This is a genomic window from Streptomyces sp. NPDC002911, assembly GCF_053591835.1.
Genome location: NZ_JBSFUO010000002.1, coordinates 188,373 through 205,116, shown reverse-complemented (window position 1 = coordinate 205,116; position 16,744 = coordinate 188,373). Strand labels below are relative to the sequence as shown.

The following is a 16,744-nucleotide window of genomic DNA, read 5'->3' as shown; positions in this document are numbered from 1 at the left end:
CGAGTCTTCACGTCGCCCGTGTGCGTGCGGCCCGCGTCAGCGGCCGTCTTCCCGCCCGGCGACGGCGTAGGCCTCGACCGACCAGAGTGAGTAGCCGTACTGCGTGGCCCGGCCGTCGCCCTGGACCCTGATGAAGCGGGTGTCCTTCGCGTCCATCCTGACCGACTCGCGCCCGCCCCCACCCTCCCGCACGGTCGCCGCCGTACGCCAGGTGCGGCCGTCCGGGGAGACCTGCACGCGATAGCGGGAGGCGTAGGCGTCCTGCCACCGCAGTACGACCTGGCCCAGCCTCACCGGCCCGGGCAGCTCGGCCTGCCACCAGGCACCGTCCTCGACAGGTGAGGACCAGCGGGTCTCCGGGTCGCCGTCGGAGGCCGCCGCCGCCGGGAAGTCCGGGGTCTCGTCGCCGGACGAGGACGCCTTGGCCGTACGCACCAGGTCGGGGCCCGCCGTGCGCGGGAAAGCCCGGACGGTCAGGGTGCTCTCCTGGCCCTCGAAACGCAGCGGCACCTCGTACTCGCCGGCCGGGGTGTCGGCCGGCACGGTGATGTCCACGGGGATCTCGGTGAGGGAGCCGCGTGTCACCGTCGTCCGTTTCGGGACCTTCACCTCGATGCCCTTGGGCGCCTTCGCCGTGAGCGTGCCCTGCACCTTGCCGGGGCGCCCGCCGGCCAGCCGCGCCTCCACCCGCTGTGTGCCGCCGCCGATCACTGCGTCCGTCCTGTCGCGGACGAGGGCGAGCCGGGCCGCCGGTTCGTCGGCGAACCACGGGACGATCGCCCGGACCTCCGGGGCGCCCGAGGACGCGGGCGTGCCCGTCACCGGGGCCAGGGGCCCGACGAGGAGCGGGCGGACGGACGGAACGGTGACCCGCACCGCGTCCGCGCGCAGGCCCTTCACCGCCGTCTGCGTCCAGCCTGTTGCCGAGACCGGGCCCAGGCCGCGCCATCCCTCGCCCGGGACGTGGACCTCGAGGACCGCGTCCGCCGTCTTGTCGTCCGGCCGGGTCAGCGTGGTGACGGCCTCCAACGGGCGGGCACGGTCGAGCCTGAGCGTGTAGCCCTGCGCGTCCCGGCTCGCCGATCCCGCGTCGCGGTCGGTGCCGTTCCAGGCTTCGGCCTCCTTGAGGACCCGGTCCAGGAACGGGTCAAGGACGCCCTTGCCGACCGTCGCCGTGCTCGCCCGGATCTTCGCGCGCAGAGGCTCGAGCGCCAGCTGGGCCTGCCAGGCGGCCGCCCCGTCGCCCCGCTCCTGCGCCCGCAGGAGGTCGACGGCGAGTTCGCCCGCCCTGCCGTACCGGGCCAGCTGCTCGGTCCACGGTCGCACCTCGTGCTGGAGCCGGCCGCTCGCGGGGGCCTTCAGCCGGTCCTGGGCCTGCCGCATCACACCGAAGGCGGCCCGCAGCTCACGTGCCGCCGTGTCGCCGTCCGACGTGTCCGCGCCGTCCGCGGCCGAACGCGCGGCCCAGAACGCCTCCATAAGCGGCCGGAGGTACGCGGACTCGTCACCGCCCAGCACCGAGGTGGCGCTGTTGCCCGCCAGGGCGCCCAGCGCCGCCCGGGTGGTGGGGTCGCCGCCCGCGAGGTCGTCCATGGCGGCCTGCCAGGAGTCCTGAGGCCGGTATCCCTTCGGGTTCCAGGCGAAGTCGGCGGCCGTGAACAGGGGGATACGGGAGGCCGAGGGCTGCTCCATGGCGTTGGCCAGCAGCGCCGCGGAGCCGCTGGCCACCGCCGGGTCGCGGCCGGTGTACGGGCCGAGGAAGATCCGGTCCCGCGCGTAGTCGTTGACCGGATAGTTGTCCATGGTGACCAGAGGGTGGCGGAAGGCGTCGCGCGCACCCGCCAGCTCCCGCCCGGTGATCGTCTCGGGTACGACCCCGACCCCGGTCCAGGCCACCTCCACCCGGTCGTCCAGCGCCGCGGCGAGCGCCGTGCGGTAGTCGGTGGCGCCGTCCTGGTAGAACTCGGTCGGCATCACCGACAGCGGCTGCGCGTCCGGGTGCCGGTCCGCGAGATGACGGGCGACCGCACTCGCGACCCGTGCCTGCGCCCTGGCCGCCGCCTCGGGCCCGCTGCCGAACGTCTCCGCGTCCTGGTCGCAGTGCCATTCGCTGTAGCTGACGTTCTGGAACTGCAGCTGGAAGGCCCGTACGCCCAGCGCCCACATCGCGTCGATCTTCCGGGTGAGCGCCCGCACGTCCGCGTCGGAGGCCATGCACATCGCCTGCCCGGGCGAGACGGCCCAGCCGAGCGTCACATGCTCGGCCCGCGCCTTCTCGGCCAGCGCACGGAAGTCGGCGCGCTCGTCGGCGGGGTACGGATCGCGCCAGCGGGTCTGCCGGTACGGGTCGTCGCCGGCCGCGTAGAGGTAGCGGTTCTGCTTCGTGCGCCCCATGAAGGCGAGCTGGGCGAGCCGCTCCTCGCGGGTCCACGGCTGCCCGTAGAAACTCTCGGCCGTCCCGCGCACGGCGGTGCCCGGCCAGTCGCGGACCACGGCTCCGGCGACGGTGCCGTCCTTCACGAGCTGGCGCAAGGTCTGGACCGCGTGGAACAGGCCGTCCTCGCCGACGCCGTCCAGAGCGACCGTGGGCCGGTCCTCGGCCCTGCCCACGGCGAGGCGATAGCCCCCGGACGGCAGATCGGAGCGCTCGGGTGCGCGCAGCGCCCGCAGGGCCCGGCCCGCGTCGGCGCCACCGATCCGGATCACCGGGCCCTTGCCTGGCAGCGCGTCGTGCACCGTGTGTACCCCTGCTTCGCGCAGCAGCGTCCTGAGCGCCTGCACGGCGTACGGATCGGCTTCCGCGTCGGCGAGGAGGGTGACCTCGGCTCCCAGGGCGACGGCCTGCCCGGACGCCTTGACGGACTGCGGCCGGGGCCAGACGGCGGGCAGCAGTGTGTCACCGGCGCGATCCTCAGCCGTCGCGGCAGGGGCGACGGGGGCCGCGACGGCGGCCGGCGCGAACGGGCCGAGCAGCCCGCCGATCACCGCGACGGCGACGGCCGTCGCATGTCTCCTGCGCCCGAGCTGCACGCCGTACTCCTTCGAAGACCCTCGCCCGGCAGTGACGTCCGAGCCCACCACCAGGGCGCGGGGGTGTCAATGCGCATGGCCGGTTTGACGGAAATGCCCGCTGTATTGGCTGGTGTGGCGTGTGGGCATGTGGGGAAGGGTTGACGGGTGGCTGAAAACCGCCCATACCTGGCGTACGGGGGAACGGAGTGTGACCCACGGCACGTTGGGCTCGTTGTCATAACGCCTATGTCACGTCCACGTCTGCTCCCGCGCCCGCTGGGTAGGCCTGCTGTGTCCTGTTGTCCATGGCCAGGAGGCCAACGTGCCCGCTTCCGCGCAGCTTCTGCTCTCCGCCCTCTCCAAACAGGTACCGAGCCCCATGGGTCCCGTTCCGCCGGCAGGCGAGAAGTCCCCGTCCCTCACCACCCCTCCGATGATCAGTGAGCTCCCGCTCGCCGATGTCTCCCACCTGACCGGTGAACCCGCCTTCGCCGACAGCGCCCCGCTCACCAGCGAGCCCCCGCTCGCCGACGCCACACCTCTCACGAGCGAGCCACCGCTCGCCGCCGTCGCCCCTCTGACCAGCGAGCCGACAGCACCCGGCACCGCAGGGGGCATGGAGTCCCCAGGAGTCTGAATGGGCTTGTCCCGGCTCGCCGCACTGCACGGCGTCGCCACCTCCTTCTCCCCGTCCGCGGATGTCACGGTGTCCGTCCCCGACGACACGGTCACGTCCGTGCTCGCCGCGCTGGGCGTCGCCGCCGCCACTCCCGCGGAGGTGCGGAGATCACTCGACGCAGCCGAATCGGCAGCGACCTCCCGACTGCTCCCGTTGACGGTGGTGGCCTGGTCGGGAGAGCCGCTGCCGGCCGCGCTCACCGCACTTCCGCCCGGCGCGGCCCTGACGGTCGACCCCGAACCGGGAACCACCGGCGCGCCTTCGCCCCTGCGTATGCGGGTGCTCCCCGCCCCGGCCACGCACGCGCCGGATGCGCCCAAGACGCCCTCCTGGTGGACCGAACCGCCCCTGGGCGTCCACCGGCTGACCGTCCGTACCCCGGACCACCGCCACGCCACCGCCACGCTCGTCGTCGCTCCGGACCGCGTACCCCGGCCGCCTGCCCGTACGCACGGATTCCTCGTCCAGCTCTACTCGATGCTGTCCGCCCGTTCCTGGGGCATGGGCGACCTCGCGGACCTGGCCGACCTCGCCGCCTGGGCGGGACGGACCCTGGGGAGCGACTTCGTACAGGTCAATCCGCTGCACGCTGCCGTACCGGGCAGGCCGGCCGACCCGTCGCCGTACCGCCCCTCCTCGCGCCGCTTCCCCGACCCCGTCCATCTGCACATCGAGTCGATCCCGGAGTACGGCCATGTCGCCGAGCCCGGGAGGGCGGCCCTGGACGACCTGCGCCAGGAAGCCGCGGCACTGCGCGAAGCCGTGCTGAACAAGGGCGCGCTGATCGACCGGGACGCCGTCCGGGATCTCAAGTACCAGGCCCTGGAGATCGTCCACGAAGTCCCCCTGACCCCCGGCCGCCGCGCCGCCTACTGCGACTTCCTCGCCGAACAGGGGCAGACCCTGGAGGACCACGCCCTGTGGTGCGCCCTGGCCGAGGTGCACGGCCCCCTGTGGCGCGAATGGCCCGAAGGGCTGCGCGACCCACGCTCCTCGGAGAGTGCCCGTGCCCGCGCCGCGCTGCTGGACCGGGTCGACTTCCACTGCCGGCTGGCCTGGCTCACGGACACCCAGCTCGCCACCGCCCAGAGCGCCGCCCGGGAGTCCGGGATGGCCGTCGGGATCGTCCACGACCTCGCCGTCGGCGTCCATCCCGACGGCGCCGACACCTGGGCCCAGCAGGACGCCTTCGCGCACGGCATGTCGGTCGGCGCACCCCCCGACGCCTTCAACGCCCACGGTCAGAACTGGGGCCTGCCCCCCTGGCGGCCCGACGCCCTCGCGGCGTCCGGTTACGCCCCCTACCGCAACCTCCTGCGTGGCCTCCTCGCCCACGCCGGAGCGCTGCGCATCGACCACGTCATGGGGCTCTTCCGGCTCTGGTGGGTGCCCGAAGGGCGCCCGCCCACCGAGGGCGCGTACGTCAGCCAGGACGCCGAGGCGATGCTCGCCGTCCTCGTCCTGGAGGCACACCGGGCCGGTTCCGTCGTCATAGGGGAGGACCTCGGCACCGTCGAGCCCGGCGTACGCGAGGCGCTCGCCCGGCGCGGGGTGCTCGGCACCTCCGTGCTCTGGTTCGAGCGTGACTGGGGCGGCACCGGGCGCCCGCTCGCCCCCGGGAAATGGCGCCAGGACTGCGTGGCCACGGCGACCACCCATGACCTGCCGTCCACCGCAGCCCGGCTGACGGGTGAACACGTGACGCTTCGCCACAGGCTCGGTCTGCTCACCCGGAGCCTGGAGCAGGAGCTCGCCGAGGACGCCGCCGACACCGCCGAGTGGCTGGGCTACCTGGCCCGGCTCCGGCTGCTGCCCGAGGGCGACGGTGACGAGGAGGCGGCCGTCCGCGCCGTCCACCGGTTCCTGCTGCGCACCCCGGCCCGGATGGCCGGGGTCTGGCTCCCGGACGCCGTGGGGGACCGCCGCCCGCAGAACATCCCCGGCACCTGGGACCAGTACCCCAACTGGCGCCTGCCCATCGCCGATGCGGAAGGCCACCCCGTCACGCTGGAGGAGATCACCGCGTCGCCCAGGCTGCACAGGCTGATGGCCGTCCTGAGGGACGGCCCCGAGGCCCGTACGGCACCCCCGGGCGCGCGCCCCTCGTAGGCGTTCGCTACGTTTGCACCGTGGACAAGAAGAACGCTATGCGCGCCGGCGCCGTCGCGGCCGGTACGACGCTGATGATGCTGCTCATGTCGTCCCCCGCGCTCGCGCTCACCCGCGACGACGGCGACGACCCGGGCCCGGGCCTGAACGTGCTGGAGACCCTCGGCCTCTACGTCGCGGCACCGATCGTCCTGTTCCTGGTGATCGCGGGACTCGTCATGGTCCTCGACAAGTCCGAGAAGCAAGCCTAGGGCCTCTCCTCCGGTTCGTGCCGGGCTCGCCTGCTCCACACGCAAGCCCCCGGCCGGCCGACTGAAGTGCGCCGCCGGTACTTCGTACCGCGCGGCACACCGGCATGTCCGGGCACCCGGTAGGTTTCGGCCATGACCGAGTGGGACGTCAAGAAGCTCCGCATCCTGCGCACCCTGCGCGACCGGGGCACGGTCACCGCCACGGCCGAAGCCCTGCTCATGACCCCGTCGGCCGTCTCGCAACAGCTGGCCAACCTCGCCCGGCAGCTCGGGGTCCCGCTGCTGGAGGCCCAGGGCCGCCGTGTCCGGCTCACCGATGCCGCGCACCTCGTACTGCGCCACGCCGAGGCGGTCTTCGCCCAGCTGGAACGGGCCGACGCCGAGCTGACCGGCTATCTGCGGGGCGAGGCGGGCGAGGTGCGGATCGGTGCCTTCTCGACCGCCGTGCCCGCCCTCGTCGTACCGGCCGTGCAACTCCTGGGGGCCGAGGACCGGCCAGGACCCCGGGTGCGCGTACGGGAGGCGGAGGCGGCCCAGGCCTACGAGCTGCTGGCGGCCGGCGAGGTGGATCTGGCGCTCTCCCTGGCGGCACACGCTCCGACGGCCCGGGACCCCCGCTTCACCCTGCTGCCGCTCCTGGCCGACCCGTTGGACGTGGCACTGCCCGCCGGGCACCCCCTCGCCGGGACACCCGCCCTGCGGCTGGCCGGCCTCTCCCAGGAAGTCTGGATCTTCGGCGGGTCCGGCCCGTGGTCGGAGATCACCACCGCCGCGTGCGAGGCCGCGGGTTTCGTCCCCGAGCAGGCCCACAGCGCCTCCGGCTGGACGGCGATCCTCGCCATGGTGCGGGCGGGCATGGGCGTCGCCCTGGTCCCCCGGATGGTCTCGGCCTCCGACCGGCCGCGCGACGGCGTGGTGATGCGGGTCCTGGAGGCCGACCGGCCGTACCGCCATGTGGTGGCGGCCGTACGTCGGGGGGCGGAAAGCGGTCCGGCGCTCGCACGGGTGCTGGCGGCGCTGCACAGGGTGGCGGGCGCATCCTTTCAGCAGAACTGAAAGAACCGTACGAAAACTTTCGATGGACCTGATCGGTGGCGCGGCGGCACAGTGGACCCATGCCCACCGACAAGATCCAGACGGAGCCCGATTCCACCGACCTGCACGCCAACGACGCGGCCCCTTACGGCGGCGGTGACCCCTACGCCGACTACCGCGCGGGCGGCTTCCCCTTCACCGAGCTGGTCGACCTCGCGGACCGCCGCCTCGGCGCGGGCGTGATCGCGGCCAACGACGAGTTCTTCGCCGAGCGTGAGAACCTCCTGATCCGCGAACCTGCCGTCTTCGACCCCGAGCGCTTCGGCCACAAGGGCAAGATCATGGACGGCTGGGAGACCCGCCGCCGCCGGGGCACGGGCGGCGACCACCCCTTCCCCGCCCCCGAGGACCACGACTGGGCGATCGTCCGGCTGGGCACACCCGGGATCATCCGCGGCATCGTCGTCGACACCGCGCACTTCCGTGGCAACTACCCGCAGCGCGTCTCCGTCCAGGCGGCGGCTGTGGAAGGCGCTCCCGGACCGGAAGAGCTCCTCGCCGAGGACGTGAAGTGGGAGGAGCTCGTCCCCCCGACCCCCGTACGCGGCCACGCCGCCAACGGCTTCGAGATCACGGGCGACCGCCGTCACACGCACCTGCGGATCTGCCAGCACCCCGACGGCGGCATAGCCCGCCTCCGGGTCCACGGCGAGGTCGTCCCCGACCCGGCCTGGCTCGCCGCGCTCGGCACGATCGACCTGATCTCGATCCTGAACGGCGGCATGTACGAGGACGCCTCGGACCGCTTCTACTCCTCGCCGGCCCAGATCATCCTGCCCGGCACCTCGCGGAAGATGGACGACGGCTGGGAGAACCGCCGCCGCCGTGTCCGCGACACGAACGACTGGGTCCGCTTCCGCCTCCCCGCCCAGGGAGCGGTCCGCGCGGTCGAGATCGACACGGCCTACCTCAAGGGCAACGCGGCCGGCTGGATCGGCCTCCAGGGCCGCGACGGGGAGAGCGGCGACTGGTTCGAGATCCTGCCGCGCACCCGGCTCCAGCCCGACACCCTGCACCGCTTCCTCCTGGACACCGAAACCGTGGTCACCCATGTACGCCTCGACGCCTACCCCGACGGGGGCGTGGCCCGGATGCGCCTGCACGGCTCGCTGACGGAAGCGGGCGCAGCCGAGTTGACCCGCCGCTACGAGGAGTCGGTGGCCTGACCCGTCAGCTCTCAGTCCCCTCGCGTGGACGGCTGCGCCCCGGCGCCCGTCCGCCGGGCGGACAACGGCGCGAAGGCCGCCCGAGCCGCCGATCACCCGCGGCGTCAGCAGCGCGAGGGCTCCGACGTCGACGAGGGGGGCCGAGGTGACGTCGCCCGCCCGGTGGGGCGGAGCGCCGGTGGTGCAGCCGACGCGAAGGGGGCGCCCCACGGGGAGCGCCCCCACCGCCCGTGTTCCGGTCCGCTACGCGGTCGCCGCCGCCGCGTCCGCCGCCTGCGCCCTCAGCGCACGCTCCACGCCTGCCCTGGACTCCGACATCAGCCGGCGCAGCGCCGCGCTCGGCTGCGCCGTCGCCAGCCAGGCGTCCGTGGCGTCCAGGGTCTCCTGGGAGACCTGGAGGGCCGGGTACAGGCCGACCGCGATCTGCTGGGCCATCTCGTGGCTGCGCGAGTCCCAGACGCCCTTGACCGCCGCGAAGTACTTCTCCGCGTACGGGGCCAGCAGCTCACGCTGCTCGGTCTGGACGAAGCCGCCGATGACCGACTCCTGAAGGGAGTTCGGCAGCTTGTCCGACTCGACGACCGACGCCCACGCCTCGGCCTTCGCCTCCTCGGAGGGCTGGGCCGCGCGCGCGGCCGCCGCGTGGCGCTCGCCCGCGGCCGTCCGGTCGCGCTCGTACTCGGCGGCGATCTCCTCCTCGTCCAGCAGGCCCGTCGCAGCCAGGCGCTGCACGAACGCCCAGCGCAGCTCCGTGTCGACGGCCAGGCCCTCGATCTCCTGGGTACCGTCCAGCAGCGACTGCAGCACGTCCAGGTGGAGCGGGCTGCGCGCCGTCGCGGCGAAGGCGCGGGCCCAGGCCAGCTGGTGGTCGCCGGCCGGCGCCGCCGCGCGCAGATGTGCCAGCGTCGCCTCGGTCCACTGGTTCAGACCCGCCTCGCGCCACTCCGGGGCAGCGTAGAGGTCCAGGGCCAGCTTCACCTGGCGGTGCAGCGACTGCACGACGCCGATGTCCGACTCCTTGCCGATCCCGGAGAGGACCAGCGCCAGGTAGTCGCGCGTCGCCAGTTCGCCGTCACGCGTCATGTCCCAGGCCGAGGCCCAGCTCAGGGCGCGGGGCAGGGACTCGGCGAAGTCGCCCAGGTGTGCGGTGACGACCCGCAGCGACTCCTCGTCGAGGCGGACCTTCGCGTACGACAGGTCGTCGTCGTTCAGCAGGACCACGGCCGGGCGGGCCGTGCCGGACGGGAACGGCACGGGCGTGCGCTCGCCGTCGACGTCCAGCTCGATCCGGTCCGTGCGGACCAGCTTCCCGGCCGCGTCGAGGTCGTAGCAGCCGACGGCGATCCGGTGCGGGCGCAGCGTCGGCTCGCCCTTCGCCCCGGCGGGAAGCGCGGGAGCCTCCTGCAGCACGGTGAACGAGGTGACGTGGCCGTTCTCGTCGGTCTCGATCTCCGGGCGCAGGATGTTGATGCCGGCCGTCTCCAGCCACGCCTTCGACCAGGTCTTCAGGTCACGGCCCGAGGTCTCCTCCAGCGCCCCGAGCAGGTCCGACAGGCGCGTGTTCCCGTAGGCGTGCGCCTTGAAGTACGCCTGCACACCCTTGAAGAACGCGTCCTTGCCGACGTACGCCACGAGCTGCTTCAGGACCGAGGCGCCCTTCGCGTACGTGATCCCGTCGAAGTTCACCAGGACGTCGTCGAGGTCCCGGATGTCCGCCATGATCGGGTGCGTCGACGGCAGCTGGTCCTGCCGGTACGCCCACGTCTTCATGGAGTTGGCGAACGTGGTCCAGGAGTGCGGCCACTTCGAGCCCGCGGCGTCCGCCTGGCACGCGATCGAGGTGTACGTGGCGAACGACTCGTTCAGCCACAGGTCGTTCCACCACTCCATGGTGACCAGGTCGCCGAACCACATGTGGGCCAGCTCGTGGAGGATGGTCTCGGCGCGCGTCTCGTAGGCGGCGTCGGTGACCTTCGAACGGAACACGTACTGGTCGCGGATGGTGACCGCGCCGGCGTTCTCCATGGCCCCGGCGTTGAACTCCGGGACGAAGAGCTGGTCGTACTTGGCGAAGGGGTACGCGTAGTCGAACTTCTCCTGGAACCAGTCGAAGCCCTGCCGCGTGACCGCGAAGATCTCGTCCGCGTCGAGGTACTCGGCGAGCGACGGCCGGCAGTAGATGCCGAGCGGAACGGACTGGCCGTCCTTCTCGTAGCTGCTGTGCACCGCGTGGTACGGGCCGGCGATCAGGGCGGTGATGTACGTGGAGATGCGCGGCGTCGGCTCGAAGGACCAGACGTCGTCCTTGGGCTCGGGCGTCGGCGAGTTGGAGATCACCGTCCAGCCGGAGGGCGCCTTCACGGTGAACCGGAAGGTCGCCTTCAGGTCGGGCTGCTCGAAGCTGGCGAACACCCGGCGGGCGTCCGGCACCTCGAACTGGGTGTAGAGGTACGCCTGCTCGTCGACCGGGTCGACGAAACGGTGCAGGCCCTCGCCGGTGTTCGTGTACGAGCAGTCGGCGACGACCTTCAGCTCGTTGGCACCGGCCTGGAGGTGCTTCAGCGTGATCCGGGCGTCCCGGAAGACGGCGGCGATGTCCAGGTCCTTGCCGTTGAGCACGATGTCGTGCACGGCCGGGGCGACCAGATCGATGAAGGTCTCCGCACCGGCCTCGGCGGAGTCGAAGCGCACGGTGGTGACGGACCGGTAGGTGCCGCCCTCCTGCGCGCCGGAGAGGTCGAGATCGATCTCGTACGCGTCCACGGTCAGCAGGCGCGCCCGCTCCTGTGCCTCTTCGCGGGTCAGATTCGTGCCAGGCACGCGGTCATCTCCTTGATATGCGACGTTTTTGGCCATCCTTCCACGTGGGGCGGGCGCAGCGCGATGTCCGTTTTCCGCCGGACCGGCGGAGGCGATCGGGCCACCCTCGGATCATGACCACTTACGCGGCCCGGCCCATCGGGCCGGATGCTCTGACAGATCTCCGCACGACCGACGACGCCGGACGTCCCTGCGCCCCGTACACGGCCACGGAGAGCGGTGACCCCCTGCGCTGCTGCCTGCGCGGTGCCGGACCGGGGGAGAGGATCGCCCTCGTCTCGTACGCGCCGCTGCGGCGCTGGGCGGCGGAGACCTGGGCGCGCCCCGGGGCGTACGACGAGCTGGGCCCGGTCTTCATCCACGCCGAGGAGTGCGAGGGCCCGGCGGCGGACCGGGCCGGCTACCCGTTCTCGAGTACGGGCGCGCTGCGCGCGGTCCGGCGCTACAACGCGGACGGCGAGATCGTCGGCGGCCGGCTGCTGGAGGTCCCGGCCGACGAGGAGCGGGGCTACGACGAGGCCCTCGCGGAGGCCTTCGCGGACCCGGAGGTGGCGCTGGCGCACGTCCGGGCCGTGGAGTACGGGTGCTTCCACTTCGAGGTGCGACGGGGGTGACAGCGGTACTCAGGAGAAAACGGATCCTTCCGGCAGAACGCGCGGAATGGGATCACTGTGAAGCTGCCGCAGGAGGACATCGACTTCCTCGACGCGTATGCCGCGGCGGTCGGCCTGCCTTCCCGGTCCGCTGTACTCCACGTGGCCGTCGCACTGCTGAGGGCGGCTGATCAGGAAGCGGACCGTGGAGCGCAGTGAGCCCGGTCCGGCAGGACGGCGAAAGGGTGGCCACCGGAAAACCGGTGACCACCCTTCGCGGTGCGGGCGTCAGCCCTTCAGCTCCGCCGCCACCAGCTCCGCGATCTGCACCGCGTTCAGCGCGGCGCCCTTGCGCAGGTTGTCGTTGGAGACGAACAGCGCGAGGCCGTGCTCGACGGTCTCGTCGGACCGGATGCGACCCACGAAGGACGCGTCCTTGCCGGCCGCCTGGAGCGGGGTGGGAATCTCGGAGAGCTCGACGCCCTCGGCGTCCTTCAGCAGTTCGTAGGCGCGCTCGACGCTGATCGGCCGGGCGAAACGGGCGTTGATCTGGAGGGAGTGGCCGGAGAACACCGGGACACGGACGCAGGTGCCGGACACCTTGAGCTCCGGGATCTCCAGGATCTTGCGGGACTCGTTGCGGAGCTTCTGCTCCTCGTCGGTCTCGAAGGAGCCGTCGTCGACGATCGAGCCGGCCAGCGGCAGCACGTTGAAGGCGATCGGGCGCTTGTAGACGTTCGGCTCGGGGAAGTCGACCGCGTCGCCGCCGTGCGTCAGCTTGTCCGCGTCGGCGACGACCTTGGACGCCTGGCCGTGCAGCTCGGCGACACCTGCGACCCCGGACCCGGACACCGCCTGGTAGGTGGCGACGGTCAGCGCGTCGAGCTGCGCTTCCTGGTGCAGGGGGCGCAGCACGGGCATGGCGGCCATCGTGGTGCAGTTCGGGTTGGCGATGATGCCCTTGGGGCGGTTCTTGATCGCGTGCGCGTTGACCTCGGAGACCACCAGCGGAACCTCGGGGTCCTTGCGCCAGGCGGAGGAGTTGTCGATCACGACGGCACCCTGCGAGGCGACCTTCTCGGCCAGCGCCTTCGACGTGGCGCCGCCGGCGGAGAACAGCACGATGTCCAGCCCGGTGTAGTCCGCGGTGGAGGCGTCCTCCACCGTGATGTCCGTGCCCTCGTAGGAGAGGGTGGAGCCCGCGGAACGGGCGGAGGCGAAGAGCCGCAGTTCGGCGACGGGGAACTTCCGCTCGGCCAGGATCCTGCGCATGACTGTGCCGACCTGACCGGTGGCGCCGACGATTCCGACCTTCACAGGAACTCCCTCACAGATGCGAACGGGCACGGTTGCCGGTCCATGATGCGTATGTCCCAGGCTTCCTTGTCCAATCCATTGTCCGGCAGGCGGACGGGGTGCGCACAGAGCAGTGGGGCGGGCGCCCTTGCGAGCACCCGCCCCACTGTCCGTGCGTGTCGTGCGGATCACACGGTCGCGGTGGTTACGGCATGGTTACGGCGCGACCTTCTCGATCACGACGCTGCCGGTGCCCGCCGCGGTGCCGCGGGCGTTCGCCAGCTGGACCTCGCCGAAGAACTGCCGGCCCTCGGGAGCCGCTCCGGCGACCACGACCTCGGCGCCGACCTGGGCGGACGCGCCGTTGGCCAGGTTCACGGCCTTCGACTCGTCGACCTTGATCTCACCGAGCGACGGTGCGTAGAACACGTCGCGGTAGTCGTACTCCGTGGTCCCGGCCGGGACCGAGTAGCCCTCGATGACGATGGTGTACGTACCCGCCGCCGGGTTCACCAGGCTGACCGACTCCTCCGAGCCGGCCGTCGTCGAGGCACCCACCTCGGTCGAGCCCTTGAGGACACGCAGGTCGATGTCCGCGTTGGCGTCCGAGGTGCCTCCGATGGCGACGTCCAGCTTCTCGACGCCCTCACCGAGGGTGACCTCCTTCACGTACGCGCCGCCGGTGGCGATCGACGGACGCTCGACGTCGGCCGAGCCCAGCGAGCCGCCCTTGAGCTTGCCCTCCAGGTCACCGGCATGGTTGGTGACCGTCCAGTCCACCGCGGCCGGGGTGCCGATCTTCGCCTCGGCGATGGTCTGCACCGCAGGGTCGAAGGAGGCGCCGAGCAGCGAGACATCCAGCTTGTACGGGTTGTCCAGCAGCGGCGACGTGCGGCGGGACTCGACCTCGATCTCCCAGACGCCGGGCTGCGGGTCCTTGTAGGAGCGCGTGTCCGGGCGGCAGGTGTTGGCCGGGTTCTCGTAGTTCGGGTAGCAGTGGACCGTGGCGCTGTCCTCCACCGCGACCCCGTAGGGGTGCAGGGAGATGAACCGTGTCTGGCTGCCCGAGCGCAGGGCGCTCAGCGCGACCTCGAGGGTCTCCGCGCCCTCCGGCACGTTCAGGAAGTACGACGTGGTGCCGTTGCGCTGCACCGAGCCGGTCGTCGAGAACGCGTAACCCGGCTTCACCAGGTCCTCGGCGACGACCACCGTGGAGAGGATCTGCTGGTCCACGCCGGTGGTCTTCTTGTCGTCCACCACCAGGATCGCGCTGTGGACACCGGCCGTGCGGGCCTTCGCCTGGACCTTGACGGTCACCGGCTTGCCGAGCGGCAGCGAGACGGTGCTCGAACCGGTCAGCTTGAAGGTGCCGTCGTTGTTCTTCCAGGACAGCTTGTGGCTGACGGCCTTGTCCGGACCCGTGGTGCGGGTGACGGTGACGTCGTACGACTTCTTCTGGCCGGCCTTCAGGCCGCCCTCACGGTCGTACAGGCCCGTACCGAAGCCCGGGGTCTTCAGAGCGAAGTCGATCGCGGTGTCGACCGGGGCCTTCACGGTGTACTCGTGTGCCGAGGTGCCCTTCTTCTCGATCTGCTTCCAGGCACCGACGATGTTCATCAGACCGGCACCCTGGGCGTGCGCGGGCACCCCGTCGATGTGGGTGGCCGTGCTGGTCAGCGCGGTCCGCAGGTCGGCCGGGGGCAGCTCGATGCGCTTCTGCTCCGCGGCGGACAGCAGCAGCGCCGCCGCACCGGCTGCCTGCGGCGAGGACATCGAGGTGCCCTGCAGCATGGAGTAGCCGGCAGGGAGCGAGTAGCCCGCCTCCTTGACCGGACCGCCGGGGATCCAGGTCTGGGTGGTGTTGATGGATGCGCCCGGGGCCGTCAGGATCGGCGCGAAGCCGCCGTCCTCACGCGGACCGCGCGAGGAGAAGGGCAGCATGTCGTACTTCTTGGTGACGTCCGAGCCGTAGTTGGCCGCCCACGTCTCCTTGGAGATGGACGCGCCGACCGAGATGACGTGGTCCGCGAGGCCGGGGTCCCCGATGGTGTTGACACCCGGGCCGTCGTTGCCGGCCGAGATGACCAGCTGGACGCCGTATATGTCGATGAGCCGCTTGTAGAGCTCGGCGCGGGCGTTGTTGCCGTCGTTGAGCGGCGGCAGGCCGCCGATCGACATGTTGACGACGTCGACGCCACGGTTCACGACGAGGTCGATCATGCCTTCGGTCAGCGCGATGTTGGTGCAGCCGCCGGACCAGGTGCAGGCACGCGAGGAGACGACCTTGGCGCCGGGCGCCGCGCCGTTCATCTTGCCGCCGAACAGGCCGTTGGCCGCGGTGATGCCGGCGACGTGCGTGCCGTGCTCGCTCTGGATGATTCCGATGCTGACGTAGTCGGCCGTGTTGCCGGCCGCGTCGAAGACGACGTCCTCACGGGTCTCGACGACGAACGGGATGCGCTCGACGACGTCGGTCCGCGGGTCGTCCGTACCGAAGTAGGCGACCTGGTGCTTGTCCTTGTACGGCTCGAGTGCGACGTCGTTGCCGAAGTCCGCGTCGCTGTTCAGGTCGACGCGGGTGGTCCCGGTGACCGGGTCGTGGAGCACACCCCACTGGTCGGTGGTGTCACCGTCGCGGTTGAGGTCACCGGCCATGTCGCCGCCCCGCGTGGCGGACTCCTTGAAGAGGCTGAAGCTGTACGAGCCCTCCGGCGCGGAGTACGTCGTGCCGCCGTTCGTGAACGTCGGGCCGGACACCTTCTGGTTCATCCGCAGCCAGGTGCCGTCGCCGTCGTTGACGGGGTCGGTGGCCGTCACCCAGTCGACGATCTTGCGCTCGCCGGTGGTGGTCTTCTGCAGCGCGGGGTGACCGAGGTCGACACCGGAATCCAGGACACCGATGGTGATCCCGCGGCCGTCGGCCTTCGGGTGCTGCTTGACGAAGTCGACCGCGCCCGTCTCGAAGGACGGGTTGTACGGGTTCTTCGCCGGGGTCTTCCTGCCGGGGGCCGGGTAACTGCCCGTGGCCTTCTGCTGCTTCGCTCCCGCTGCCCGGTCGCCCGTGGGCGTCGGGTCGTCCAGCTCGATCTCCTGCTTGAGATCGATGCCGTGGACGGACGACAGCTTCTGCGCCGCCTCGATGGTGGCTTCGGCGTGCGCGGTCGGCACGGTCGCCCGGACGTAGCCGAGCTTGTCGTACGTCTGCCCCAGCACGGACCCCTTGACGGCGTCCAGCTGCTCGGCGACCTGCTCGGTCGCACCGGGGGCGGTGGCGACCATCATCGTGATGTTCTTCTCGCCCTTGGCCTCGGCCTTCGCCAGCACGTCGGCGTCGGCCTCGCCCAGCTTGTCGCCCTTCGCGCTCGCGGCGGCGGGCTTCACCGGGGAGGCCGCCGGGTCGTCGGCGGCGAAGACCGGGGCGGCGCCGGTGGCGGCCAGTGCGGCCGCCAGACCGGCTGCGGCCGCGACGCGCGCCGCGCGTCTCGCCCCGGGTATGGACCTGGGGGATTCCTTGGTCATCAGCGTCCCTGTTTGTGAAAGAAAGAGAGAGTCCGGAATTCGGTACCCGATGACCGCTCAGCCTTTCGTAGAAGACAGGGGTTTGTGGAGGGTTGACGGGGACCAGAAACAGACATGGCGCACATCCGCCACCGGTTCCATTGCGCCACTCACCGGGGCAGGACCCCGCATACGCGGCCGTCCACGGTCCTCGGCCGCCGTCCT

Annotated in this window: 11 protein-coding genes; 7 read left to right on the top strand and 4 right to left on the bottom strand. The window is 71.7% G+C overall.

The annotated features are described in order from the left end of the window. Positions 1-36 precede the first annotated feature (36 nt). Positions 37-3,030 (bottom strand): beta-N-acetylglucosaminidase domain-containing protein, encoded by a 2,994-nt coding sequence (locus tag ACWD04_RS03825; RefSeq protein WP_451127768.1) that lies wholly within the window; start codon positions 3,028-3,030, stop codon positions 37-39. A 304-nt stretch (positions 3,031-3,334) separates the two neighbouring features. Between ACWD04_RS03825 and ACWD04_RS03820 the strand changes: the two genes are divergently transcribed. From ACWD04_RS03820 to alc, 5 genes are all read left to right on the top strand, one after another. Further along, positions 3,335-3,649, top strand: coding sequence for a hypothetical protein (locus tag ACWD04_RS03820; protein ID WP_451127766.1), 315 nt, complete (start codon positions 3,335-3,337; stop codon positions 3,647-3,649). Next, positions 3,650-5,800, top strand: coding sequence for a 4-alpha-glucanotransferase (gene malQ / locus ACWD04_RS03815; protein ID WP_451127764.1), 2,151 nt, complete (start codon positions 3,650-3,652; stop codon positions 5,798-5,800). A gap of 20 nt (positions 5,801-5,820) precedes the next feature. Beyond that, the gene (locus ACWD04_RS03810) at positions 5,821-6,051 is read left to right on the top strand and encodes a hypothetical protein (protein ID WP_239580428.1); all 231 of its coding nucleotides are present in this window, start codon (positions 5,821-5,823) and stop codon (positions 6,049-6,051) included. A gap of 132 nt (positions 6,052-6,183) precedes the next feature. Next, positions 6,184-7,107 carry a LysR family transcriptional regulator gene (locus ACWD04_RS03805; RefSeq protein WP_451127762.1) on the top strand — a complete coding sequence of 308 codons (924 nt, stop codon included), beginning with the start codon at positions 6,184-6,186 and terminating at the stop codon, positions 7,105-7,107. 59 nt (positions 7,108-7,166) lie between these two features. Next, on the top strand, positions 7,167-8,312 hold the full coding sequence (alc, locus tag ACWD04_RS03800; RefSeq protein ID WP_451127760.1) for an allantoicase: 1,146 nt from the start codon (positions 7,167-7,169) through the stop codon (positions 8,310-8,312). 243 nt (positions 8,313-8,555) lie between these two features. On the opposite strand, the gene pepN is transcribed toward alc, so the two are convergent. Beyond that, entirely contained in the window at positions 8,556-11,132 is a 2,577-nt protein-coding gene (pepN, locus tag ACWD04_RS03795) for an aminopeptidase N (RefSeq protein ID WP_451127758.1), read from the bottom strand. 113 nt (positions 11,133-11,245) lie between these two features. Between pepN and ACWD04_RS03790 the strand changes: the two genes are divergently transcribed. Next, positions 11,246-11,746 carry a DUF1203 domain-containing protein gene (locus tag ACWD04_RS03790; protein ID WP_451127756.1) on the top strand — a complete coding sequence of 167 codons (501 nt, stop codon included), beginning with the start codon at positions 11,246-11,248 and terminating at the stop codon, positions 11,744-11,746. A 57-nt stretch (positions 11,747-11,803) separates the two neighbouring features. Further along, positions 11,804-11,944 (top strand): hypothetical protein, encoded by a 141-nt coding sequence (locus ACWD04_RS03785; RefSeq protein ID WP_451127754.1) that lies wholly within the window; start codon positions 11,804-11,806, stop codon positions 11,942-11,944. A 69-nt stretch (positions 11,945-12,013) separates the two neighbouring features. On the opposite strand, the gene ACWD04_RS03780 is transcribed toward ACWD04_RS03785, so the two are convergent. Together ACWD04_RS03780 and ACWD04_RS03775 are read right to left on the bottom strand one after the other, a co-directional pair. Further along, positions 12,014-13,042: an aspartate-semialdehyde dehydrogenase gene (locus ACWD04_RS03780; RefSeq protein ID WP_451127752.1), complete on the bottom strand. Its 1,029-nt coding sequence runs from the start codon at positions 13,040-13,042 to the stop codon at positions 12,014-12,016. 195 nt (positions 13,043-13,237) lie between these two features. After that, positions 13,238-16,540, bottom strand: a complete 3,303-nt coding sequence (locus ACWD04_RS03775; protein ID WP_451127751.1) for a S8 family serine peptidase — start codon at positions 16,538-16,540, stop codon at positions 13,238-13,240. Between the last annotated feature and the right edge of the window lie 204 nt (positions 16,541-16,744).